We start from the raw sequence: 21,872 nt of genomic DNA, 5'->3' as shown, positions 1-21,872 counted from the left end.
CGCAACAAAAGGGGCATTACATGATGGCGACTGATAGCGCGGACGAGCTGATCGAACAATTGCAGCTTGCACCGCATCCCGAGGGAGGCTGGTACCGCGAAACCTACCGCGCAGAACCGGACGCGTCGGGCCGATCGCGTGGGACCGCCATTCTCTTCTTGCTCAAATCCGGCGAGAACTCGCATTGGCACAGGGTGGATGCGGATGAGCTCTGGATCTGGCAGGCTGGCGATCCGCTTGAACTGATGATCTCGGCTACGGATGGCGGGCCGGTACGCAGCGCTACGCTTGGCGGTGATGTCCCCACAGGGGAGGTCTTGCAGAGCGTCGTCGCCAAGGGGGCATGGCAGGCGGCACGTCCAGCAGCGCCGAATATCGATGCCGCAGGTTTTACCCTCGCCTCCTGCGTCGTCGTACCGGGTTTTGACTTCGCCGGTTTCGAACTTGCCCCTGCAAATTGGGAGCCGGGCGCATGATCAAGCTGGTGCTTCGCGCGCTGCTCTCGCTGTTTTACGCCTATGCAGGCTATGCACACCTCGTTCGGCCCGAACCCTTTCTTGCGATAACCCCCGTCTGGGTGCCCTACCCCGATGCGGTAATCTGGTGGACGGGATTGGCTGAAATTGCCGGAGCGGTAGGACTGCTCCAGCCCTTTTCGCGCAAACTGCGACAGGCGGCGGGCGTTGGGCTGGCACTTTATGCCCTGTGCGTCTGGCCTGCTAACATCCATCATTTCGCGATGGACATGGCCAGCGAAAGCGGCGGGTTAGGACTTGTCTATCACGTGCCGCGCATGATCGCGCAGCCGGTGCTGATCTGGCTCGCGCTCTGGACAGGTGAGGCGATCGGGCAGAGACCGGCAACATCACCGTGACGGCTCGGAATGCGATCACTTCACTTCTTGCTGAGCGCGGGTCGGGCAAGACAATTTGCCCGAGCGAGGCGGCGCGAAAGCTGGCCGGTGAGCATAGGGATTGGCGTGCACACATGGACGCAGTCCACAGCGCGGTCGATGCCCTGATCGCAGCTGGTGAGGTCGAAATTGTCTGGAAGGGTGAACGAAAAGAGCAGCGGCGCGGGCCATATCGCATCGCGCGCCGCTCGCTCTAATCGTCAATTGTCAGGCGTCAGCCTTAGGTGAGGTGCTTGGACACCGCAGCAGTCATCTTGAACATCGAGATCTGCTCTTTGCCGATAACGGCACCCAATTTGTCGTCCGGGTTGATCTGACGCTTGTCCTTCGAATCCTGAAGATCATTCGCCTTGATATATTCCCAGACTTTCGAGGTGACCTGAGCGCGCGTCATCGGGCCTTTGCCGATTACGTTCTCGAGTTGACCCGAAAGTTGCACCGGTTTCTGCAGTGCGTTGGTCTTGCCAGCCATGGTATTTTCTCCCTTTTAAGATGGCGGATTAGTCAGTTTCTTCTTCATCCCACACCACTTCATCGTCGGCTTCGATGCCGGTGAATGGTGCGGTCAGAACAGCGCAGGCGGTTATGCTTCCCTTGATCGAGGCTATGAGATCCTCGCGGCTCGCGCCGGGCATAAGGGTCAGCGGAAGGTCGGTAGCGAAAAGCTGGAAAACGTAGTGGCGCGTCTCGCCAACAGGCGGATCTGGCAGGAGCCACTCGGAATTGCCCTGTGCGTTCTTCCCGCTGCGAGGCGGAACCTCGCCTTCGAGCAGCTTTCCGCGTTGCCCAGCGAGGCCCCAAACTAGCCAATGGCACTGCGGCTTTTCGCTGTCGCTGGCCGCGTCCTCGACGATCAGCACAAGCTCCTGCGAACCGGGAGGCGGCGCGCTCCATTCCAGGGGCGGTGCGACGGCGTCTTCTTCCTTCGCTGTGAAACACGGATCGAGTTCTTCCCCGGCGTCGAACGCAGGGCTGGTGAGTGCAAAACCACCACGCCCGATGGAACGCGCATCGCCCAGCTCCGCAATCGCGAGGCCGGAATGGCGCGCAGCAGGCGGCAGTTTGGCGCTTAGCCAGTCGGGAAGGTCAGTCATGATTCTGTCTTTCCATATTCTGATAGTTAGTCGCATCAGGGTGAGGAAACGAGGTGTGCACCCCCGATTTGCCCCGGTTTCTGCGGAAAACCCCGAGAAATCGGACGAAATTCACTCCTAAAGCCAGTGCGAAGCCGCGCCGACCTTGCCGAAGCAGACGCGTCACTGCATGTTAATGGTCTCGGTTTAAAGACCATTTCCAAGATTTTCTTTGCTTTCGGAGTCGCACCCCCATGCAAATCGGCCGTACCGCGCTTTCTGCAACCTTGGCGCTTGCCCTCGTGGCGTGCGGTGGTGGCGGCGGGTCCAGCGCTCCCCCGACAAGTGGCAATCCGGTAGTACCGGCGCCGACACCCACACCTCCTCCGACGGTTGCGGGGTGTTCGATCAGCGAGCAGCAACAGGTCGCATTCGATATCATCGATGAATGGTACCTTTTCCCAGATCTGATCGCGCAGGATGTCGACCCTGCCGACTTCACCACAACCCAAGGCTATATCGACGCACTCACCGCTCCTGCCAGGGAAGCGAACAAGGACGATTTTTTCAATTTCGTAACCGTGGCATCGGAAGAAGATGCGCTGATCCAGTCCGGCTCGACTGCCGGGTTCGGCATCCGGTTGAGCTACGACACGGTCAACAACCGCGTATTTCTGGTTGAAGCGTACGAAGCCGGCTCAGGCTTCGGTGCGGGGATGGATCGCGGAACCGAGCTGCTGGCGATCGGCACTTCGTCGGCCAGCCTTGAAACCGTTTCTTCTTTGATGGCGTCGGGCGGCCCGCAGGCCGTTGTCGATGCACTTGGACCGACGACCGCCGGTACCGCGCGGATCATCCGCTTTGCTCAGGTCGATGGCGCGGTGGTGGAAACCAACATCACCAAGACCGAATTCTCGCTCGATCCTCTTTCCGACAGATATGGCGCGCTTACTCTTGATGATGGGGGAAAGCAGGTTGGCTACATCAACCTGCGCACGTTCATCGTCGAAGATGCATCGGACCAACTGAGCGCGGCCTTTGGTCAGTTCGGATCCCAAGGTATCGATGAGGTGATCATCGACCTGCGATACAATGGGGGCGGCCTTGTGAGTGTCGCCGAAGATCTCGGAGATTTGCTGGGCCGGGATCGGGTGGGCCAGGTTTTCAGCGAGACTGTATGGCGCCCGAGCAAATCTGATCGCAACCGCACCGCTCTGTTCGAAAGTGCGAGCAATTCACTCGCACCAGCAAAGATCGCATTCATCACGACATCCGGTTCCGCTTCGGCCAGCGAACTGGTTGCCAACTCGATGCGGGCCTATTTCGCCGATACCGATATTGCGCTGATTGGCAGCAACACGTCCGGCAAACCCGTCGGCCAGAGCGGGTTTGACGTTGAAAGCTGCGACCTGAGGTTCCGGATCGTTACGTTCAAAACGGACAATGCAAACAGCGAAGGCGAATATTTCGACGGGCTCGCGCCCTTCTTTGCCACGACCTGCCGAGCGAGCGACGATATTACCACGCCTCTAGGCGATCCCTCGGAAGCGTCGATCGCGGCAGCTCTGGATTTTCTCGGCGGGCGGACCTGTACGCCTATCAGCGGCGGGACCGGGCTCACCGTGCAAAGCGCAGGTGGTCGGGAAATGCTTCAGCCAGAGCAGCCCAGCGCAGCGCAACACGAAATTCCCGGCCTGTTCTGACCAACGCGTCCCTTCGGTGCCGAAGGTTAACAATCGTCGTTGACCACGCACTCAATCGCCGCTGCGATGACTTTCTCCGCCGGGTAGGGTTTGGCAACCAGTTTGGCATTCAGAGTACGAATGGTCTCGTCATGCCGATCGAGGTCGCCTGAATGCAGAATGTAAGGGATCGAGAGATTCTCGAGTTTGCGCGCTACAGGCAGGCACGTCGAGCCTGCGCCCAGCGAGACGTCGAGAATAGCTGCATCGATTTCATCAGCTTTGGCAATCAGATCGAGAGCTTCCGTGCATGAGGCTGCACACAGCATCGTGCAATCGTGGTCCTCTCCGCTAAACTGAAGATCCATCATGATCAGCGGTTCGTCTTCCAACACAAGCAGAGTGCACGGGCGAGGCATTATTTGGCACTCGCCGGAAAGGTTATGACAGCGTGTAAACCGCTTTCATTCCAAGTTCGCTTGATGGAGCCCCTGCCCGTGGAAAGCAGGCGGTCGACGATCGCGGTGCCCGTGCCATCTTCGATGGTGCTCGCATCGACCTTCGGGCCGCCGGTTTCTTTCCAGTCGATAAGAAGGTGGCTTTTGTCTTCGGAAAGTGCCCAGCTGACTTCGACTGTTCCACCCTCGGCCGCCCAAGCCCCGTATTTCGTGCTGTTGGCGGCAAATTCGTGCAGCACGAGCCCGACTACCGAAATTGTCGTGAACGGCATGCTCGCGCCGTTGCCACGCAGTTCGAGCCTCTGCCCGTCCTGATCATAGGGGGAGAGTACAGCGCGGATTGCGTCACCGATCGAGATGCTGCCACTCGACGCTTCATCAAGCGTGGTTTCGTACGCTCGGCCCAAGGCCTGGATGCGCGCATTGATTTCCGCCGCTTCGCTTTGAATACCGCGAACGCGGCCAGTCACATTCACGATCCCAGAAATCACCGCGAACATGTTCTTCATGCGATGTGACAGCTCCCGCGCCATCTCTTTGGCATGCTGCTCTTCCGCCCGCGAAGCACGAACATCGGAAACATCCCACTGGCTGCCGAAGAAGTAGACGAGATTTCCGTTGTCGTCGTAGATCGGTCCCAGATGGAGCGCATTCCAGAAGGTCGTGCCGTTCTTCCGGTAATTCAGAATTTCGACCACGACCACGTCTTCGGTTTCGAGTGCCTTGCGGATACGCGCGACAGATTCCTGATCAGTTTCAGGCCCTTGCAAAAACCGGCAATTGCGCCCGACAATCTCGCTTTCGGAATATCCAGTCAGCCTCCGGAACGCGCGGTTAGCGAACACGATCGGCATATCTTTGGTATGCGGATCGCACAGGCAGATCGCCATTCGTGTCTGCGCCATCGCCTGCTCAAACAGCACACCGGACGCACCGGAGAACCGGTCGCTCGTATTGCCCGCGCGAAATCGCTCGGGCGCATCGTCAAAGCGCATGGACGCTTGGTTCGCACGCGATGGATCGCGCTCGTCATCTGTATTCACGTTTACCTGCTTTCATGCCGTCCGCGTCGCCAAGAAAGAGGGGTGGCGCAGCAGCGGCGGCTAATTCATCTGTTGTTGTATCAACGGAAAAACAGGAGCGGCGTTCCAAGAAATCGGCTGGTTTGCGGTCTCTACAGCCCTTCGGGAACGGTCTCGAAACCGGGAATGCCAGCCAATTCAAACCATTGCTGTTTGCTTTTGGTGTAGCATTGAATCGTCGGTTCAAGCGACGAAGTGTCATCTAGAGTGCCGGCCTTGATAAACATTAGGCCATTGGCAGATTCGAGCCGTGTGAAAACCGGGGAACCGCATGTGTCGCAGAACTGGCGTCTCACGGTCGCCCCGCTGTCGCCTGTATCGTTGTACGTTTTGACTTCGCCTTCGATTTCCAAAGCGGATTCGTGAACACCCACGATGATCGAGAGCGCGCTTCCCGCCTGACGCTGGCAGTTCTTGCAATGGCATACCACGCACATCAGCGGGTCGGCATTCAACGAATAGCGCACTTTGCCGCAAAGGCATCCGCCTGTTTGTGTCATGGTATTCTCCCTCTCGCGCCCTGAAATTATCGCCTGATCGGCGAACAGCCGGTCTGCGGGTGCAGTCAGGGAGTATCGCCATGTCGACGATAAGCTCAATCGTCAAAATTGGCATTGCGCTCGCCGAGTGCTGTTCCAGTCATGCCTTGCGCGATGGTGGGATGAGAGGCCTGATCAGGCCGGTGCCGTTACGGCGCCCCTTCCCCTTCGAAAGGCTGCTGGCTCGTGTAGCCGCAACCGAACAAGGTCGCGTCGCCGAAAGCGACAGTGACTGTGTAGGGATATGCGCGGTCGCTCATCCCGTCACTGCAGGTCCCGGGTGTCACCGCGATCTGCACCAATTGTCCCTCCATATCGCCCGAGAAGCCCAAGCCATTGTTCCCGGCGAAGCGCTCGACCTCGAACGTCGTGCCTTCCAGATTATCAGGCGATGTATAGCGCGCTAGAAAAGTGCCTCCGTGCGGCGCGATCTCGAAACCCCAGAATGGCTCGGTCCCGACAAGCGTAATGTTGGCTTCGCTCGCAATGCTCGTGAATATCTGGCCATCTGGATCGATGTCCTGTTCCGACGAGCAGCCTGTTACGGCCAAAATGCCGCAAAAAATCATTCCGATACGTCTATGACTGGATTTCACGGCTCTTTGTCCCTTCGGTGATGTGCCGGATTAGTGCGAGGAAGTCTGAAACGCAAAAGGCGGACCAAACCCGGCCCGCCTTCGCATCTCTTATCAGTCTTGCTGCTTACTGAGGCATCAGGACCGTGTCGATCACGTGAACTAGACCGTTCGACGCTTCGACGTCGGTGGCCGTCACGGTCGACGTGCCGCCTGCTGCATCGGTCAGGACAACGGCGCCGTCCGCCACATTGGCCGTAAGCTCGCCGCCGCCAAGCGTTGTGATCGTGTATCCTTCGTCACCGGCTGCTTCGATGGCTGCGGTCAGCGTTGCGGCGTCGATCGAACCATCGACGACGTGATACTTCAGGATCTCTCCCAGCGTTTCGGTGTCGTTAGTCGTAAGCTCGGTCAGTGTTGCCTCGGGGATTTTTCCGAAGGCATCGTTGGTCGGAGCGAACACCGTGAACGGACCTTCGCCCGACAGCGCTTCGCCCAATTCGGCGGCTGTAACGGCGCTTACGAGGGTCGAGAAGCTTTCGTCGCCCTGTGCGACTTCGACGATGTTACCGGTTGCAGTCGCTTCGGCGGCTACCGCAGTGTCGTCTGCAGTCATCGCGTCATCGGTGTCGGCTTCACCGCCACAAGCTGCGAGTGCCAGTGCGATGGAAGAAACGAACGTGAGTTTAAGCGTTTTCATGTGGTATCCTTGAATCTTTGGAGGTTTTTTCATTCTCGGGGCACCGAGTGGATGCTCGGCCCTGTTGGATATACGAACGGTCACCCCGTTCGGATGTTCCGAAATTTATGTCAAAAGCGCGCAACTATATAACTCTGCGGCCTGAGCGCCCCGCTGACAGATGGAACCCGCACCAATCTGTCCGGTTGTTCGGTCATGCATTTCGAACCATCCCGCGCCGCTGCCCTGTCACGACTTTCCGAATTCATCCCGCGCGCTGGAAAAGCGTATGCGAGCAGCCGCAATCATGACGACGGCTGCGTCGAGGGCGACGCGAGGCGAAATGTCTCCCAGCTCTCCCCGTGGCTTCACGCAGGGGTCATTGATGAGGCCGAAGTCATTGATGCGGCGCTGGCACATCACAGCCCCAGAGCCTCAGAAAAGTTCATCGCTGAGGTGTTCTGGCGCATCTACTTTAAGGGGTATCTAGAGCAGCGCCCGACAATCTGGCAGGCGTATATCGATGATCGCGACAACGCTATTGCGACCATGGATCAGGATGTGAGCCTACAAGCCGCTTACAGCGAAGCGATCGAAGGGCGCACCGGCATCCAGGCATTCGACCATTGGACGCGCGAACTTATCGCGACCGGCTATCTTCACAACCATGCGCGCATGTGGTTTGCGAGTATCTGGATTTTTACGCTGAAGCTCGACTGGACACTCGGTGCGGATTTCTTTTTGCGCCATTTGCTCGACGCGGACGCAGCCTCGAACACGCTGAGCTGGCGGTGGGTCGGCGGCCTGCACACCAAAGGCAAAACGTATCTCGCGCGCCAAAGCAATATTGCGCGTTACACCGCAAACCAGGCAGGCGGTCCGCTTAAGGCCGAAGGGCTGGTGAGCGATGCCCCGCCGCTGGTCGAGCAACGCGAGCACCCTCGCCAGGAACTAAAATTGCCAGGTACGCCCTGCGCCGAGGCTTACAGCGAACCCTACGCGCTGCTCCTTCATGACGAAGGCGCGAGCCACATGCCGCTGGATCTGCCGAAGCCGCCCGCTTTGGTCATCAGCGCGGCGCGACCGGAGGCGCGATCTCCCGGTCAAATCGGTGACGCCGCGCGCGATTTTGCGCGAGATGCCGTCGTCCGCGGAACGAAGAGCGCAGCCCAAGCTTTCGGATGCGAGGCACGGCAGTGGGAGCCCAGCGCCGATCTTGCCGCACTCTTGAGCGAAGCCGGAGTGCGCCAAGTCGCCTTGCCGTTCTTGCCCGTGGGGTGGACCCGCGATGCGTTGATGCCTGAACTGGCACCCATGCTAAAAGCAGGCACCGCAGTTGAGCTGATCGGAGAGCTCGACCGCGCAACGTGGCCGCTGGCCAAAGCTGGCTTCTTCGGTGTGAAAAAACAGATCGAAGCCGTGCTCGCAGAGACCGGCATCACGGGCGCAGGGACCGCTGCCAGCCTAGTCGTCTAGCGCCTTCTCAGGGCGCGGCTCATGCTTGTGCTTTTCACTCTTGCCGAAATGGCGTTCGAGCCGCTGGGCGAGGGTCGTCGCAGCCTTGCGCGCTGCGCTGTCCACGTCGGCCGCTTTGCCTGTGACGCCGATAGGCTTGCCGCCGCGCGGGCGCGCTTCGATCGTGCAGTGCTTGTCATCGTCGCCGCCCTTGCGCGCGTTCTGGTCCGAGACGTGAACTTCGAGCCGGGTCAGGCGGTCTTCAAACCGTTCAAGCCGCTGGCGGACCTGGTTCTCGATCCGCTCTGCGACATTGGCAGTCCCCATGACGGAACTGTCTGAATTGAACTGAAATTGCATCGGGGGGTTCTCCTCTTCTTATGATCTCGCCGGCGAATATATTGCCTTGATCTCATATGGGATGTGAACGCCCGTTGTGGAGTACTTATTGCTGCTCCAGAGCCTCCGCCGCGCGTTTCGCCGCACGTTCTTCCTCGGCCTTTGCCCGGTCGCGGGCGACAGCACGTGCCTGGTTTGCGAGAGCGCGCCAGGTTTTCTCCGAACGCAGTTCCCGCTCGCGGACATTTTCAAGCTGTGCTTCTTTCGCTTTCGCCGCGGCTTCATCAGCGCGGTCGCGATAGAATTCGTATGTCTGGGCCATCAATGGCTCCTGCTGGAGTGAAAAGGCGGTCGAACAAAAGCGAGGGCGCGGCAGCTAACCGCCGCGCCCGCACTCGAACTGGTTAGTCGGCAGCCGAAAGGTTGACTGCGCTTTCCTTGCCATTGCGGCCCTGCTCGACTTCGAAATTGACGCGCTGGTCCTTATCGAGCGAGTGCATGCCAGCGGCCTGAACGGCGCTGATGTGGACGAAGCTGTCGGCCGAACCGTCGTCGGGCTGGATGAAACCGTAACCCTTGTCGGTGTTGAAGAATTTAACTGTGCCTGTCTTGGACATCGTGTGTTCCTTTCAAAGAACGTAAAGGCCCATCCGCAAAATTGCAGTTGGGATCGTGCGTCAAATCGTTCAGGGAAAGGAAGTCGTCGTCTGGTTTACGCCGGGGCCGATGCGCAAAGGGCAAGGGCAAGCGGCGACTAGTCAAATTTCGAAGTCCGTCGCAAATTCCGACGTCAGCGCGGGCGATGTAGCACGCCTTTGCCAGAATACCTAATTATTGCTGTTCTGCGTAATATTTGGCCTCCCGCCGCCGCCCGCGCTAATGACTTTTTTCATGACTGTTACCATTCTTATCGATGCCGATGCCTGCCCCGTTAAGGACGAGGTGTACCGCGTAGCCGACCGGTTCAAGGCGCAGGTCCGCGTCGTCAGCAATTCGCCGTTCCGCATTCCCGACAACCCCCGGATCAAGCGGGTGGTCGTCGATGACGGGTTCGACGCGGCGGACGATCGGATCGCCGAGCATGCCGATGAGCGCTCGATCGTCATCACCGCCGACATCCTGCTCGCCGGGCGCTGTCTGGATGCCGGGGCGCATGTTCTCGCGCACAATGGCAAGCCCTTCGACAAGGCCAGCATCGGCGGCGCGATCGCGACCCGCGCCATCATGGAGGACCTTCGCGCCGGGATGGACGGTATCGGAGGAGGCCCGCCGCCCTTTTCCAAGGCCGACCGTTCGCGGTTCCTGCAGGAGCTGGACCGGGTGATGAGCAAGCTATCCCGCTCATAGGCACGGCACTTTTCCGGAGCCTGCGCATTGAATTCCTGAACAAAACTTCAGGAGAACATCATGACCTACCGCACCCTTTCCGACATTGCTGCCAAGCTCAAATCGGTCGACATCGCCATGCTCGTCACCAAGACCGGGGCCGATGGCAAGATCGCCGCGCGCCCGATGTCCAACAACGGCGATGTCAGCGCGGAGGACGGCACCACCTATCACTTTGCCACCGACGATGGCCGGATCGACGATGACCTGCGCCGCTCCAGCGAGTGCGGCGCGACCTATTCGGGCGGCGAGTTCTACTGCGCCGTGCAGGGCACCGGCACGATCATCCGCGACCGCGCCACGCACGAACAGCACTGGGTCAAGGATCTGGAAAAATGGTTCGACCAGGGCCTCGACACCGAAGGGCTGATCCTGATCGAGGTTTCGCCCGCGCGCATCGACTGGTGGGAAGGCCGCGAACAGGGCGAGATCACCGTGAACGGGTGACACATTCCCCAACATGTCATGCATATCCGACATGCTGAAACGGCGCGTTTCCGGCATTTTCGCCGTGTAGGATACGGGTGACAACTCTCCAACTTCAACCACCCTCCCCCGCATCCTCGCTAGCCTCCTCCGCTTCACCATAAAGCTCCTCATATTCGAGGCGGCTTTCCTCGTCCCACGTCTCCGGCCCGTTCGCGACGCGCTCCACCAGCGGACCGAAATCCTCCGCGCCGTATCCGAAGGCCGGGTGGGTCGAGCGGAGGCGCGGCGGGCCAAGCCGGTCGCGCATGGCAAGCAGCGCGACGGTCAACCGTTCGTCGAAACGGCGCGAGGTGTGGACCAGCTCACCCTTGTAGAAATGCGGAACCTCGACCCCGTGCAGCGCGCGCTCGAGCGCGGCCTCCGCCAGCGCATCGAAGCGGACGCGCAAGGCCGCATGCCACGCCAGATCGAACGGCTCCCCTTTCAAGCGCGCGCGAAGGGCATAGGCGGATTGCCGCGACATCCCCGCCGCGCGAGCCGCCTGCGTGACGGAATGCGTCGAGGCTAGCGCATTGAGGAAAGCCGCCTGCCGCTCGGGCGTCCAGCTTTTGTGCGGGGTGGCTGCGGTAAGGGCGGTGGTGTTTTCGTATGTTTGTGCCATTTGCGAGTTTAGGGCAGATTTTGGCGGAGTAGGAAAGGTTGTAAGACTTTTTCACAGATTGCCACAGCAAACCGGTCACTTAATAGTGCGACCAACAGACGGGGGCATTCATGATCGAAGCATTTCTACAGTCGAATACTCAATTCGTGCTGATCTTCCTTGCAGTGGTCGCTGTTACTTTCCTGATTTTGAATGCATTATCTGATGATACCAAAACAGGAGATCGAAGTCGCAAGCGCCCCGGCCGCAGGAATTGGAATACGGGTGGTCGCGGCCAAAGCAGGCAAATATCCGATGCAGCGGATCAGCTTAAGTGCGTAATGCAGGCCGACTTCAAATCGCGAGCATTACTTAACAAGTCTGAAGCCAAGGTATTCAAGGCGCTTGATGCTGCGGTGATCGAGCGCAACTCCAATTGGCAGGTGATGGCGCAAGTTTCGCTTGGCGAGTTCCTCTCAAGCCCTAATCGCAGTGCATTTTTCTCCGTGAATTCCAAACGCGTCGATTTCGCGCTGATGGACGAGCAATGCCAAGTGGTTCACGCACTCGAATATCAAGGGTCGGGCCACCACCAAGGCAGCGCCGCAGCTCGCGATGCGGTGAAGAAGGAAGCGCTCCGCAAGGCAGGAATTGGATATCACGAGATCGTTGCGGGACACACGACGCCTGCTGAACTGCGGGCGCTGGTCGAGAAGCTCGTGCCCGCCTCTCGGTAATGCACCCTTACTCCGCGACCGGCGTAACCCGCGCGGTCACCTTGATCTCCAGCTCTCCGTCCGGCGTGAACAGTCGGTCGATGTCGATCGCGGTCCAGGCGGGAAAGGGGGCTTTCACGAAGCGGTTCTTGGCGGCTGCGAGCGCGGGGAGCGATTGGTCGATATCGACGTGATAGGTCGTGATGTCGATCACATCGTCCCAGCTAGATCCGGCGCGCTTCAGGATTTCGCCGATTGCTTCCAGGCTGCGCGCATAGGCGTCTTCACTGGTCTGTCCCTCGGGCGGCGGACCGAGGATCACGCCGGAGAGATACACAGTGTCGCCGTGGATCGCGGCTTGCGAGAAGCCGAACTGTTCAAGAAACGCGCGCGCCTGCTCGTCTTCGGGCATGATCGTCTGGATGGTGGCCGGTGCGGGCGCGGGCTCTGGCACTGCTTCGCCCTGCGCCATCGCCGGCGTCGTTAGTCCTGCAAACAGCGTTGCCGCAGCGATTGCATGTACGAACGTCTTCATTGTCTTGTCTCCTCTTCCGATTTACCGGGCGTGCTGCCCCTCCCGCTTAGTCCCGAGGGTTCCAAGCGATGCATTCCACCTCGATCACTGCGCCGCCTGCGAGCGCTTTTACCGCCATGGTGGATCGGGTCGGAAAGCGCCCCTTCTTGAAGTAGGTCCGGTACACCGCGTTGAATGCGGAGAAGTCTTCGATATCCGCGAGCCACACGGTGCATTTGAACAGAGCGTCATGCGTGAGATTATACTTGGCGAGCGTGTCGCCGATCCGTTCCATCGTGCGGCGCGTTTCGGCTTCAATGCCGTTTGGCTCGCCTTCGCTATCGCCGCGCGCCAAACCGATTTGCCCGGCAAGATAGAGCTTGTCACCCACCTGAACCGCTTGGGAAAATGGTAGCGTTCGGCCTTCGAGGGGAAGAAATTCCGGCCCCTCTTGCGCGCTGACCGAGGCAGCCGATCCGGTCCCGATCAGCGCCGCCGCGGCAAGGCTTGCACGTGCATTTCGGAGCATCAATGTGCTTCGTCCTCAGGTAAATACAGCTTCTGCCCCATGTCCTTATACTTCTCGCTCATCTCTTCCATGCCCTTGATCGCGGCCTGGCGGCTGGCCTCGGCAGTCAATTAGCCTTCGTTTCGGGAGCGTGCCCATAATGCGCGAAGATCTCCAGCATCTGCTCCGGAGAAATCCCGTCACGCTGAGCGACAGCGAGCGGATGAGCATCATCCATAGGCGATAGCTCTGGACGCAGGCGCCCGAGCTTGGGCTGGACGTCAACCGCGATTGGATCGGGTTCGTCTTGGAAGTATTTGAACCGGTTCATCAGCCACCCGTCCCACGGCCCCAGATCGGCATATTGCCCGCTATCAAACCCGTCGATGTACTTCTCGAAATTGGCGCGCGACAACGAAGACCAACATCCAAAACCGAACTGGTCTTTCAATCCGATAACCGGGATCATCAGCACCGTTCTGACCATGAAATGCTGGCCATCGAGGACGCAGAAATCCTCCGACAGAAAATCCCCATCCCATCTCAGCGCGCTGTTCTGCTCATGCACTTTTTCGTGCGGCCAGACATCCGGAGCACCGCAGGCAAGATCGAAAGGCCAACCGTGTTCGGCTTCGCAAATTCCGCAGCGCCACGTTCCATTTTCCAACATGGTCGTCGCGTCGGTTTTCTTCTTGCCAAACCCGAACACTAGCGATCACTCCTCCGGCAAATACAGCTTCTGCCCCATGTCCTTATATTTCTCGCTCATCTCTTCCATGCCCTTGATCGCGGCCTGACGGCTGGCCTCGGCGGTGTCTGCGCCCAGTTTTTCCGAAGCGAGGAAGCTTTCGGGGCTTTCGTTCTGTTTCGCAGCAAAGTCCCGCACTTCCTGGCTGATCTGCATGGAGCAGAATCTCGGCCCGCACATGGAGCAGAAATGCGCGGTCTTGGCGCCCTCTGCCGGCAGGGTCTGGTCGTGGAATTCCTCGGCCGTTTCGGGGTCGAGCGACAGGTTGAACTGGTCGCGCCAGCGGAATTCGAAGCGGGCCTTTGACAGCGCATCGTCGCGGACCTGCGCGGCAGGGTGACCCTTTGCCAGATCGGCTGCGTGGGCGGCGAGCTTGTACGTCACCACGCCCACTTTCACATCGTCGCGGTCGGGCAGGCCGAGGTGTTCTTTCGGCGTGACATAGCAAAGCATCGCGGTGCCGTACCAGCCGATCTGCGCAGCGCCGATGCCGCTGGTGATGTGGTCGTAACCCGGCGCAATATCGGTGACGAGCGGGCCGAGCGTGTAGAACGGAGCCTCGCCGCACACCTCGAGCTGCTTTTCCATGTTCTCCTTGATCTTGTGCATGGGCACGTGGCCCGGCCCTTCGATCATGACCTGCACGTCGTGCTCCCACGCGCGGTGGGTGAGTTCGCCCAGGGTGTAGAGTTCGGAGAATTGCGCTTCGTCATTGGCATCCGCGATGGAGCCGGGGCGCAGGCCGTCGCCGAGTGAATAGGCGATGTCGTACGCCTTCATGATCTCGGTGATGTCGTCGAAATGCTCGTAGAGGAAGCTTTCCTTGTGATGCGCGAGGCACCATTTCGCCATGATCGATCCGCCGCGGCTGACGATGCCGGTGACCCGCTTTGCCGCCATCGGAACATAGGCGAGGCGGACACCGGCGTGGATGGTGAAATAGTCGACGCCCTGTTCGGCCTGTTCGATCAGCGTGTCGCGGAAGATGTCCCAGGTGAGGTCTTCGGCGACGCCGCCGACCTTCTCCAGCGCCTGATAAATCGGCACCGTTCCGACCGGCACGGCGGAATTGCGGATGATCCATTCGCGGGTATCGTGAATGTTGCGCCCGGTCGAAAGGTCCATGATCGTGTCCGCACCCCAGCGCGTCGCCCAGACCATCTTGTCGACTTCCTGCGCGACATCGGATGCCACGGCGGAATTGCCGATATTGGCGTTGATTTTCACGAGGAAATTGCGCCCGATCGCCATCGGCTCGGTTTCGGGGTGGTTGATGTTGTTGGGGATGATCGCCCGGCCGCGCGCGACTTCGCTGCGGACAAATTCGGGCGTGATGACATCGGGGATTTCCGCGCCCCAGCCCTCCCCATCGCGGACGAAATCCTTGGCAAGCTCGCGGCCGAGGTTCTCCCGCTCGGCGACGTATTCCATCTCCGGCGTGATGATGCCTTTGCGGGCATAGTGCATCTGGCTGACATTGTGGCCCGCCTTGGCGCGGAGGGGCCGCTTTACCGGGTTGGGGAATTGCGGAACACCGCCAGAGCGGTCGGGGCCGAGCTGGCCGTTGTCTTCGGGTTTGACTTCGCGGGCGTCGTATTCCTCGACATCGCTGCGGGCGCGGATCCAGTCGGCCCGCTTCGCCTCGAGCCCGGAATTGATATCGATCGCGACATTCGGATCGGTGTAGGGGCCGGACGTGTCGTAGACCCGCACCGGAGCCTCGCCGCCCTCAAGGTCAATCTCGCGCATGGCGACCTGCACGCCCGATCCGGTGCGCGCGCCGACGTGAATCTTGCGGCTGCCACGGATCGGTCCGGTGGTGACGCCAATCTCTACGGGGGAATTGATATCGGCCATGTGCTTTCTCCTCGAAGCGGGAAAGCGGACCTTTGGCGCTGAGACCGGCCCACTCCCTCCGCCGATGCTAATCGGTTCAGGTTCAACGGGTCTGACAGCGCTACCTGTCCCTCTCAGCGAAAAGCTCGCTCCCCGGGGATGAGCGCACCTTACGCACATGACCCCGCATGGTCCAGTGGATTGCGGTTAGTGGTTGCCTGCGAGGCCGATCAGCTCGCGGCGCTGTCCTCGCGCACGGCATTGGTCAGGGTAAAGGCCAGCAGCAATGTTGCCAGGACTCCCGCAGCGCCCGATGGCACCACGTCGATCCGGCCGAACGCCATGACGATGAAGTTCGTCGCAATCGCGGCGATGCCGGCAAGCGCGGCCAGAATACCGATCACCTTGGCAGAGCCGGTGCCGGTCTTCGCCTGGGACAGGCCGAATGTCAGCGCGGCAAAACCAAGCAGCAGCTTGGCTGCATTATAGACGAAGAACGAATACGCCACGACCGCGCCCGCCGCCGGACCTACCGCTTCGAGATTGTTCGCCGCTTCGCGAAACGGGCCGAACATGGTGATGCCCACGCCCACCTGCATCACGTTCAGGATCGCGCTGGCGAAGATCGCTCCCCAGCCGACCGTGTGGAGGCGCGATTGCACCAGCGGGCTGGTCGCAAAAGCAGCGATGCCGAGGAACAGCAGCGCTTCGACACCCCAGATCGGCGTGCGCACGATGTCCGGCGCTGTCACGTATAGAACGGTGTAAATCGCCTGCGTGGCAACGATCGAGACGAGCAGGAATGCGACGATTTGCGCCGCGCGATGAGCGGTAAAGACCATGGTAGAACCCCTATTTCTGGATGGATTAAGCAGCTGTTCGGTGCCGCTGGCTGGCAGGTTACACCGGCTGGCAAATAAGCTCGGGCAGCATCATTCGGAAACGCTCGGGATCGTCACGCTCTGCCCTTCCTCCGTGAAGTAGCGACGCCCATTCCCGGCAAGCCAAGCCGGCTCCTCGACAGGGACATGCATACCGGCAGCGCTTTCTGCGTTGAGCGTTTCGTCGATCAGGCTGTCGGCCTCGTCCTCACCCAGAAACCAGAATGGCACGATGGCCAGGCCAGTGCGCGAACTGCTGAGAAATTCGGAGTGAGGCTCGAAATACTGCGCGTTCGTCCCGGCATCGCCGAGATGCATGACCCGGTGCGTGCCGCCGGGGGCGTAGCGAGCGGTGATGCGATAGGTGATATTGTGCACGTCCGCATGACGATCGGGCCAGCCGCTATGCGGAGAACGGAACGCCTCGATATTCGCGCCCGCAATCGTCAGCGGCTCCGCCTGCTCGCCGTTGCTGAGTGAAATGCCGCTGATGCGGGCGGCGAAAGCGGGATCCCAGCCATCGTCGCCGCGCATCATCTCGACCGCCTGGACAGGGGCCACCATCCTCACATCCGGCTGGGCATCGAGCAATCGGTTGAGGTGCCGGGCGGAAAAATGATCGCCGTGTGCGTGGCTGACGAACACCGCATCGACGCCGTCATAGGGCGGCGTGCCGGACACGATCCGGTCGATCAGGCCGCTGTCGAGCGGCTGAAGCGATCCGAAGTGATTGTCGTAAAGGGGATCGAACAGGAATTTCACCGGATCGTTCGGATCGCCGATCTTCGCGCTCACTCCGGCATTGAGAATCGCGGTTGCGCTTGCCTCGGCTTCGGTGAGCGGGGCCTGCTCGGGCAGCAAACGGTCGCCGATATCGTCACTGGCGCGTTCCGCCGAGCATCCGCCAAGCGCGAACACGGCCGCGACAATTACGTCTCTTGACCGGAATTCCATCCATCACCCTCCGCTATCACGCGTTGCTGCCACTCAGCGGCGATCTCACTCGATGACGCGGCCGCGAACCATCACGAAATCGACGTCCTCGAGCACGGTGATATCGGTAAGCGGATTCCCATCGAAAGCGATGATATCGGCGGAATAGCCCGGCGCGATCCGGCCGATCTCGTTCGTCATGTCCAGCACTTCCGCAGCGCCGGTGGTGGCCGCCGCCAACGCTTCGCGCGCGGTCATTCCCTGCTGCATCATCAACGACAATTCCTGTGCGTTACGCCCGTGATCGAACACACCGGCATCGGTGCCGAACGCGATCGTGACGCCCCAGTCGCGCGCTTTGCCCATGAACACCCGCGCTGTTTCCGCAACGGCGCGAACCTTTTCCTCCACGACGGGAGTGTAGATGCCCTTACCGAGCCGTTCCGAAATGCCCTGGAATGCCATCAGGGTCGGCACCAGCACCGTGCCGTTTTCGACCATCGCCTCTGCTGCCTGCTCGTCGATATAGGTGCCGTGCTCGATCGTATCGATCCCGGCCTTTGCCGCCATTTCGATCCCGCGCGCGCCGTGGGCGTGAGCCATCACCTTCAGGCCGAGCGTGTCGGCGGTGTCCGCGATGCTCTTCATCTCGTCAAAGGTGAAATGCGCCTCAAGCCCGCGTCCCTGCTGGCTGAGCACGCCGCCGGTCGCGGTGATCTTGATCGTGTCGGCACCGTTCTGACTCGCGAGGCGGACCTTTTCCGCGCATTCGACCGCCCCGGTGCAGGTGTAACCGCTGTCCAGCAATTCGTTGATCTCCGGACGGAACCCGCTGACATCGCCGTGACCGCCAACGATGGCGAGTGCGGGACCAGCGGCGACAATCCGCGGGCCGGGGATCAGGCCTTCTGCTGTGCCGCGCCTTAAGGAAAAGGCGGTGTGCTGGGCGCTTCCTGCTTCGCGCACGGTGGTGAAGCCGGCGAGCGCGGTCAGGCGCGCGTTCTTTGCGCCAACAACGACGCCCCAATCGTCCGGCTCGGTCGCTTCCTTCCAGAAATCGCCGCCTGGATCGCCCGTCAGGTGGGTGTGCAGGTCGATCATGCCCGGCATCACCGTCTTGCCTTCGAGGTGGATCATCGTCGCGCCTTCGGGCACTTCGCTCCAGCCATCCTCGATGCTGACGATCCGGCCATCGGTCACGGTCACGGTGGCGCGCCCGGTGGGCTCGCTCCCGGCATCCTTAATAACGCTTTCGGCGTGGATGATCGTGGTGTCGGCAGCCGCCGGTGCGGCGAACAGCGCGAGTGCGGCGGCAGCGGGAACCGTGAGTGTATGCGTGAATTTCATGACAAGCCCCTCTCTTCTCTCTTTCGCCTTGATGACAAGCCCATGCACCAAGCACAAGATCAAAGCGCCAAGGGCGCGTGGCTGTCAATTTGCCATACACCCGCCGATCGTTATGAAGACGGGCAACATTCATCCAGACAGGGACAATTATCGCACATGCCCAGAACACTCCTGAAAACCTCCGCACTGACTGCAACGCTGCTTGCCAGCGCGTCTCTTGCCGCCACGGCGCAGGCGCGCCCAATGACGCCCGAAGACGTGGCCAAGCTGGAAGCCCTCGGCGCAATGGCGATCTCTCCCGACGGCAGCCGGATCGCCTTCACCACCGCGTCGCTGCCCGACGTGACCGAAGGCGAGGAAAATGGTAGTTTCAAGCAGCAGCTGAAGGTGGCAACCACGCCGGGCTTCGACCGCACATTCCTGCCTGAAGACATCAGCCCGTCTGGCGTCGCGTTCTCGCCCGATGGCCGGTTCGTCACCTTCCTGTGGGCGGCCGAGGATGAAAAAAGCGCCGTTTGGGGCGTGCCAGTCGATGGCGGCACCTATGTGAAGCTCGCCGGTGTCGATGATGCGGGCGTTCAGTCCTACAAATACAGCCCGGATGGCGCGACGATCTATATGCTTACCGGTGCTGCGGAAGACAAACAGCGCACCGAGCAGGCCGATGGCGGCTTCAACGCGCGCGTTTACGAAGAAGAGTTCAAGCCCGCGCGCATGTTCGCAGCGACAGTCGGCAGCGACATTGACGAAGACCCGCGCGAAATCGCACTGCCCGGTTTCGTGACGGCATTCGATATCGCATCCGACGGCTCCTTCGCCATCGTCGATACCGCACCCACCCCGTTGATTGACGACAGCTTCACCAAGAAGCGGGTCAACATCATCGACCTTTCGACCGGTAATGTCCGCGCAGAAATCGCCACGCCGGGCAAGATCGACGATGTCGAAATCTCTCCGGACGGCTCGCAGCTCTCGCTGATTGCGGGCGTCGACATGAACGATCCGGCCCCGACTACGCTGCATTTCGTCGATACGGCGACCGGCGCTTTCCGCGCGCACAATCCCGACGCCGCAGAAGCAGTTGTCGATGCAGAGTGGCTGGACGACGGACGTCTCGCGGCGATCGTCCACATCGGCGCGCGCAGTGTCCTGCGGATGCACGATAGTGAGGGCAATCTGCTCGAAGAAATCGATCCGGGCGAACTCATCCTGACCCGCATCGAAGCCGAAGGCGACAGGATTGCAGTGGCGGCCAACTCCCCTCGGCACCCGACTGAGCTGTTCGTGCTGAACAATGGCTCATTCGACCGCTGGACGACGCACAATCCGTGGCTCAGCGAGATCACCTTCGGAGAGCAGCGCGCCTACACCTACACCGCGCGCGACGGGCAGCAGGTCGAAGGCGTCCTGATCGAGCCGGTCGGCGGCGTGCCAGCCGGCGGTGCTCCCACCATCATGAACGTGCATGGCGGGCCCGAAGCGCATGAAAGCAACGGCTGGCAGACCGCCTATTCGAAACCGGGACAGGTCGCCGCGGGCCAAGGCTATGCCGTGTTCCTGCCGAACTACCGCGGATCGACCGGGTACGGTGTCGCTTTCGCAAAGCAGCACCAGGGCAATTACACCGACCCCGAATTCACCGATATCGTCGATGCCAAGCGCGCGCTTGTCGCTGACGGGATCGCCGATGCGGATCGCACCGGCATCACGGGCGGTTCGTATGGCGGCTATGCCTCGGCATGGGGCGCGACGTTCCATTCCGCCGAATACGCGGCCTCGGTCATGTTCGTCGGTATCTCGAACCAGGTGTCGAAATTCGGCACGGGCGACATTCCTTACGAGATGTACAACGTCCACAGCCGCAAATGGCCGTGGGACGATTGGACCGCGATGCTCGAAGTCTCGCCCGTCTACCACGTGGATAAGGCGAATACGCCGATCCTCATCATGCACGGAGAGGAAGACACCCGCGTCGATCCGGGCCAGAGCCTCGAGCTGTATCGTTCGCTCAAGATCCGCAAGCCCGACCTGCCGGTGCGGATGGTGTTCTACCCCGGCGAAGGCCACGGCAACCGTCTTGCCGCGAGCCGGTACGATTACAATCTGCGCATGATGCGCTGGTTCGACACTTATCTGAAGACGGGCGACCGCGATGCCGAAATGCCGGCCCCGCGCCCACAACTGGCCGAAGGTGCGAAGGGCTCGAGTGCCGACAATATCGAGGATTACAGCGAGGATTGAATTGCCGCGCGGTCGGTCCATCATGAAGGGGCTGCTCATCGTGAGCGGCCCCTTTCGCTTCAATCATATAGCCGGTGGACTGCAGTAAGATTTGCGCCGCCCATTCCCGCGGCGGCTGCCCGACCAAATGCCTTGCTTGCGGCAACGGCGATCGGCATCGCCTCGCAAGCCTCGCCAATCGCATAGCCCAGATCCTTGCGCACCAGATTGACCGGAAACATCGGATCGTCCTGACCCGCGAGCATCAGGCTCGCAGCAGCAGCTGCCCCAGGTGACAGGAGCGGGGTCGCGCCGAGCAACTCGACAGTCGCTGATGGATCAAGACCCAGCTTCCGCGCACGTCCAATCAGTTCCGCCAACAAGGCAACCTGCGTCGCGAACAACGTGTTGGCGATCAGCTTGAGCGAGGCCCCTGCCCCGATCTCACCGGCGTGAAGCTGCTTTGCCCCGACGGCTTTCAGCAATGGTTGTGCACGGTCCACGACCTCCTCGACGCCACCTATCAGATGGACGAGTGCACCCGCCTCTGCCTGCGGTCGGCTGCCAAGCACCGGCGCGTCGAGAAACGCCAGACCCCGCCTGCTGGCGGCCTCACCGAGATCACGCATGCAATCCGGCCTCAGAGTTGAACTTTCGATGGCAATCGCGCCTTTTTTCAGACCGGCGAGCGCCCCGGCTTCAGCATCGAGCCACACGTCGCGCGAAGCCTCGTCATCGCGCAGCATCGCCAGTGCGATATCGGCTCGCGCAACCGCCTCGCGCGGGGTAATGTCACTGCCGCTACGGCTCCAGCGGGTCACTTCGAAACCGGCGGCATCCAGCCGGTCAGCCATGCGCGAGCCCATTGCACCCTGACCCAGCACTGTAATTGTCGATATCATATTTGCCTCCATTCGAA

General features: G+C 60.6%; 28 protein-coding genes. 9 read left to right on the top strand and 19 right to left on the bottom strand.

Translation table 11 applies throughout. From position 1 onward, the window contains the following. Positions 1-20 precede the first annotated feature (20 nt). Genes KCG45_RS08335 through KCG45_RS08325 form a run of 3 tightly spaced genes read left to right on the top strand, consistent with a single transcriptional unit; the run spans position 21 to position 1,110 of the window. Positions 21-476 (top strand): cupin domain-containing protein, encoded by a 456-nt coding sequence (locus KCG45_RS08335; protein ID WP_218316811.1) that lies wholly within the window; start codon positions 21-23, stop codon positions 474-476. After that, the gene (locus tag KCG45_RS08330; RefSeq protein ID WP_218316810.1) at positions 473-874 is read left to right on the top strand and encodes a DoxX family protein; all 402 of its coding nucleotides are present in this window, start codon (positions 473-475) and stop codon (positions 872-874) included. Before KCG45_RS08335 ends, KCG45_RS08330 begins: the two co-directional genes overlap by 4 nt. Beyond that, positions 871-1,110 carry a DUF3253 domain-containing protein gene (locus KCG45_RS08325; protein ID WP_218316809.1) on the top strand — a complete coding sequence of 80 codons (240 nt, stop codon included), beginning with the start codon at positions 871-873 and terminating at the stop codon, positions 1,108-1,110. The genes KCG45_RS08330 and KCG45_RS08325 overlap by 4 nt, the downstream gene beginning before the upstream one ends. Before the next feature lie 23 nt (positions 1,111-1,133). Here KCG45_RS08325 and KCG45_RS08320 read toward each other — a convergent pair whose 3' ends face one another. Both KCG45_RS08320 and KCG45_RS08315 read right to left on the bottom strand, forming a co-directional pair. After that, positions 1,134-1,385, bottom strand: a complete 252-nt coding sequence (locus tag KCG45_RS08320; RefSeq protein WP_218316808.1) for an SWIB/MDM2 domain-containing protein — start codon at positions 1,383-1,385, stop codon at positions 1,134-1,136. A 28-nt stretch (positions 1,386-1,413) separates the two neighbouring features. Further along, on the bottom strand, positions 1,414-2,007 hold the full coding sequence (locus KCG45_RS08315; RefSeq protein ID WP_218316807.1) for a YbhB/YbcL family Raf kinase inhibitor-like protein: 594 nt from the start codon (positions 2,005-2,007) through the stop codon (positions 1,414-1,416). A 233-nt stretch (positions 2,008-2,240) separates the two neighbouring features. Here KCG45_RS08315 and KCG45_RS08310 point away from each other — a divergent pair, with 233 nt between their 5' ends. Continuing rightward, entirely contained in the window at positions 2,241-3,689 is a 1,449-nt protein-coding gene (locus tag KCG45_RS08310; RefSeq protein ID WP_218316806.1) for a S41 family peptidase, read from the top strand. Between the two features lie 26 nt (positions 3,690-3,715). Here the strand turns inward: KCG45_RS08310 and KCG45_RS08305 are convergent, their stop codons facing one another. The 5 genes from KCG45_RS08305 to KCG45_RS08285 all read right to left on the bottom strand — a co-directional run bounded on the left by KCG45_RS08305 (position 3,716) and on the right by KCG45_RS08285 (position 7,022). After that, a complete protein-coding gene (locus tag KCG45_RS08305; protein WP_255548092.1) occupies positions 3,716-4,039 on the bottom strand; it encodes a response regulator in 324 nt (107 codons plus the stop codon). A 47-nt stretch (positions 4,040-4,086) separates the two neighbouring features. Continuing rightward, positions 4,087-5,169, bottom strand: coding sequence for a PAS domain-containing protein (locus tag KCG45_RS08300; RefSeq protein ID WP_369410760.1), 1,083 nt, complete (start codon positions 5,167-5,169; stop codon positions 4,087-4,089). Positions 5,170-5,300: 131 nt separating this feature from the next. Further along, a complete protein-coding gene (locus KCG45_RS08295) occupies positions 5,301-5,708 on the bottom strand; it encodes a GFA family protein (protein WP_218316804.1) in 408 nt (135 codons plus the stop codon). A 188-nt stretch (positions 5,709-5,896) separates the two neighbouring features. Next, the gene (locus tag KCG45_RS08290; RefSeq protein WP_218316803.1) at positions 5,897-6,343 is read right to left on the bottom strand and encodes a COG3650 family protein; all 447 of its coding nucleotides are present in this window, start codon (positions 6,341-6,343) and stop codon (positions 5,897-5,899) included. 106 nt (positions 6,344-6,449) lie between these two features. Then, positions 6,450-7,022 (bottom strand): fasciclin domain-containing protein, encoded by a 573-nt coding sequence (locus KCG45_RS08285; protein ID WP_218316802.1) that lies wholly within the window; start codon positions 7,020-7,022, stop codon positions 6,450-6,452. A 195-nt stretch (positions 7,023-7,217) separates the two neighbouring features. Between KCG45_RS08285 and KCG45_RS08280 the strand changes: the two genes are divergently transcribed. Continuing rightward, a complete protein-coding gene (locus KCG45_RS08280; protein ID WP_218316801.1) occupies positions 7,218-8,477 on the top strand; it encodes an FAD-binding domain-containing protein in 1,260 nt (419 codons plus the stop codon). Here KCG45_RS08280 and KCG45_RS08275 read toward each other — a convergent pair. The 3 genes from KCG45_RS08275 to KCG45_RS08265 form a co-directional block, all read right to left on the bottom strand. Beyond that, positions 8,466-8,816 (bottom strand): HPF/RaiA family ribosome-associated protein, encoded by a 351-nt coding sequence (locus KCG45_RS08275; protein WP_218316800.1) that lies wholly within the window; start codon positions 8,814-8,816, stop codon positions 8,466-8,468. The genes KCG45_RS08280 and KCG45_RS08275 overlap by 12 nt on opposite strands. An 85-nt stretch (positions 8,817-8,901) precedes the next feature. Continuing rightward, complete coding sequence (locus KCG45_RS08270) at positions 8,902-9,117, bottom strand: hypothetical protein (protein WP_218316799.1); 216 nt, start codon at positions 9,115-9,117, stop codon at positions 8,902-8,904. An 82-nt stretch (positions 9,118-9,199) separates the two neighbouring features. Then, positions 9,200-9,412, bottom strand: coding sequence for a cold-shock protein (locus KCG45_RS08265; protein WP_218316798.1), 213 nt, complete (start codon positions 9,410-9,412; stop codon positions 9,200-9,202). A gap of 274 nt (positions 9,413-9,686) precedes the next feature. Between KCG45_RS08265 and KCG45_RS08260 the strand changes: the two genes are divergently transcribed. Together KCG45_RS08260 and KCG45_RS08255 are read left to right on the top strand one after the other, a co-directional pair. Further along, the gene (locus tag KCG45_RS08260) at positions 9,687-10,142 is read left to right on the top strand and encodes a YaiI/YqxD family protein (protein ID WP_218316797.1); all 456 of its coding nucleotides are present in this window, start codon (positions 9,687-9,689) and stop codon (positions 10,140-10,142) included. A 60-nt stretch (positions 10,143-10,202) separates the two neighbouring features. Then, on the top strand, positions 10,203-10,628 hold the full coding sequence (locus tag KCG45_RS08255) for a pyridoxamine 5'-phosphate oxidase family protein (RefSeq protein WP_218316796.1): 426 nt from the start codon (positions 10,203-10,205) through the stop codon (positions 10,626-10,628). A 94-nt stretch (positions 10,629-10,722) separates the two neighbouring features. Here KCG45_RS08255 and KCG45_RS08250 read toward each other — a convergent pair whose 3' ends face one another. Then, the gene (locus tag KCG45_RS08250) at positions 10,723-11,271 is read right to left on the bottom strand and encodes a hypothetical protein (protein ID WP_218316795.1); all 549 of its coding nucleotides are present in this window, start codon (positions 11,269-11,271) and stop codon (positions 10,723-10,725) included. 110 nt (positions 11,272-11,381) lie between these two features. Between KCG45_RS08250 and KCG45_RS08245 the strand changes: the two genes are divergently transcribed. Continuing rightward, positions 11,382-11,987, top strand: a complete 606-nt coding sequence (locus KCG45_RS08245; RefSeq protein ID WP_218316794.1) for a DUF2726 domain-containing protein — start codon at positions 11,382-11,384, stop codon at positions 11,985-11,987. Between the two features lie 7 nt (positions 11,988-11,994). Here KCG45_RS08245 and KCG45_RS08240 read toward each other — a convergent pair whose 3' ends face one another. From KCG45_RS08240 to KCG45_RS08210, 7 genes are all read right to left on the bottom strand, one after another. Continuing rightward, a complete protein-coding gene (locus tag KCG45_RS08240; RefSeq protein WP_218316793.1) occupies positions 11,995-12,501 on the bottom strand; it encodes a Rid family hydrolase in 507 nt (168 codons plus the stop codon). A gap of 46 nt (positions 12,502-12,547) precedes the next feature. Continuing rightward, positions 12,548-13,009 carry a RidA family protein gene (locus KCG45_RS08235; protein ID WP_218316792.1) on the bottom strand — a complete coding sequence of 154 codons (462 nt, stop codon included), beginning with the start codon at positions 13,007-13,009 and terminating at the stop codon, positions 12,548-12,550. A gap of 106 nt (positions 13,010-13,115) precedes the next feature. Further along, complete coding sequence (locus tag KCG45_RS08230; RefSeq protein WP_218316791.1) at positions 13,116-13,697, bottom strand: DUF2199 domain-containing protein; 582 nt, start codon at positions 13,695-13,697, stop codon at positions 13,116-13,118. A gap of 6 nt (positions 13,698-13,703) precedes the next feature. Further along, positions 13,704-15,593 (bottom strand): phosphomethylpyrimidine synthase ThiC, encoded by a 1,890-nt coding sequence (gene thiC, locus KCG45_RS08225; protein WP_218316790.1) that lies wholly within the window; start codon positions 15,591-15,593, stop codon positions 13,704-13,706. Positions 15,594-15,802: 209 nt separating this feature from the next. Beyond that, complete coding sequence (locus KCG45_RS08220; RefSeq protein ID WP_218316789.1) at positions 15,803-16,414, bottom strand: thiamine biosynthesis protein ThiC; 612 nt, start codon at positions 16,412-16,414, stop codon at positions 15,803-15,805. A gap of 90 nt (positions 16,415-16,504) precedes the next feature. Further along, positions 16,505-17,407, bottom strand: a complete 903-nt coding sequence (locus KCG45_RS08215) for an MBL fold metallo-hydrolase (protein ID WP_218316788.1) — start codon at positions 17,405-17,407, stop codon at positions 16,505-16,507. Between the two features lie 45 nt (positions 17,408-17,452). After that, positions 17,453-18,733: a metal-dependent hydrolase family protein gene (locus tag KCG45_RS08210; RefSeq protein ID WP_218316787.1), complete on the bottom strand. Its 1,281-nt coding sequence runs from the start codon at positions 18,731-18,733 to the stop codon at positions 17,453-17,455. 156 nt (positions 18,734-18,889) lie between these two features. Between KCG45_RS08210 and KCG45_RS08205 the strand changes: the two genes are divergently transcribed. Then, complete coding sequence (locus KCG45_RS08205; RefSeq protein ID WP_218316786.1) at positions 18,890-20,974, top strand: S9 family peptidase; 2,085 nt, start codon at positions 18,890-18,892, stop codon at positions 20,972-20,974. Between the two features lie 59 nt (positions 20,975-21,033). Here the strand turns inward: KCG45_RS08205 and KCG45_RS08200 are convergent, their stop codons facing one another. Then, positions 21,034-21,855, bottom strand: coding sequence for an NAD(P)-dependent oxidoreductase (locus tag KCG45_RS08200; RefSeq protein WP_218316785.1), 822 nt, complete (start codon positions 21,853-21,855; stop codon positions 21,034-21,036). Between the last annotated feature and the right edge of the window lie 17 nt (positions 21,856-21,872).

The sequence above is a fragment of the Erythrobacter ani genome (assembly GCF_019204025.1).
GTDB lineage: Bacteria > Pseudomonadota > Alphaproteobacteria > Sphingomonadales > Sphingomonadaceae > Erythrobacter > Erythrobacter ani.
This window is presented reverse-complemented; position numbering and strand designations above follow the sequence as displayed.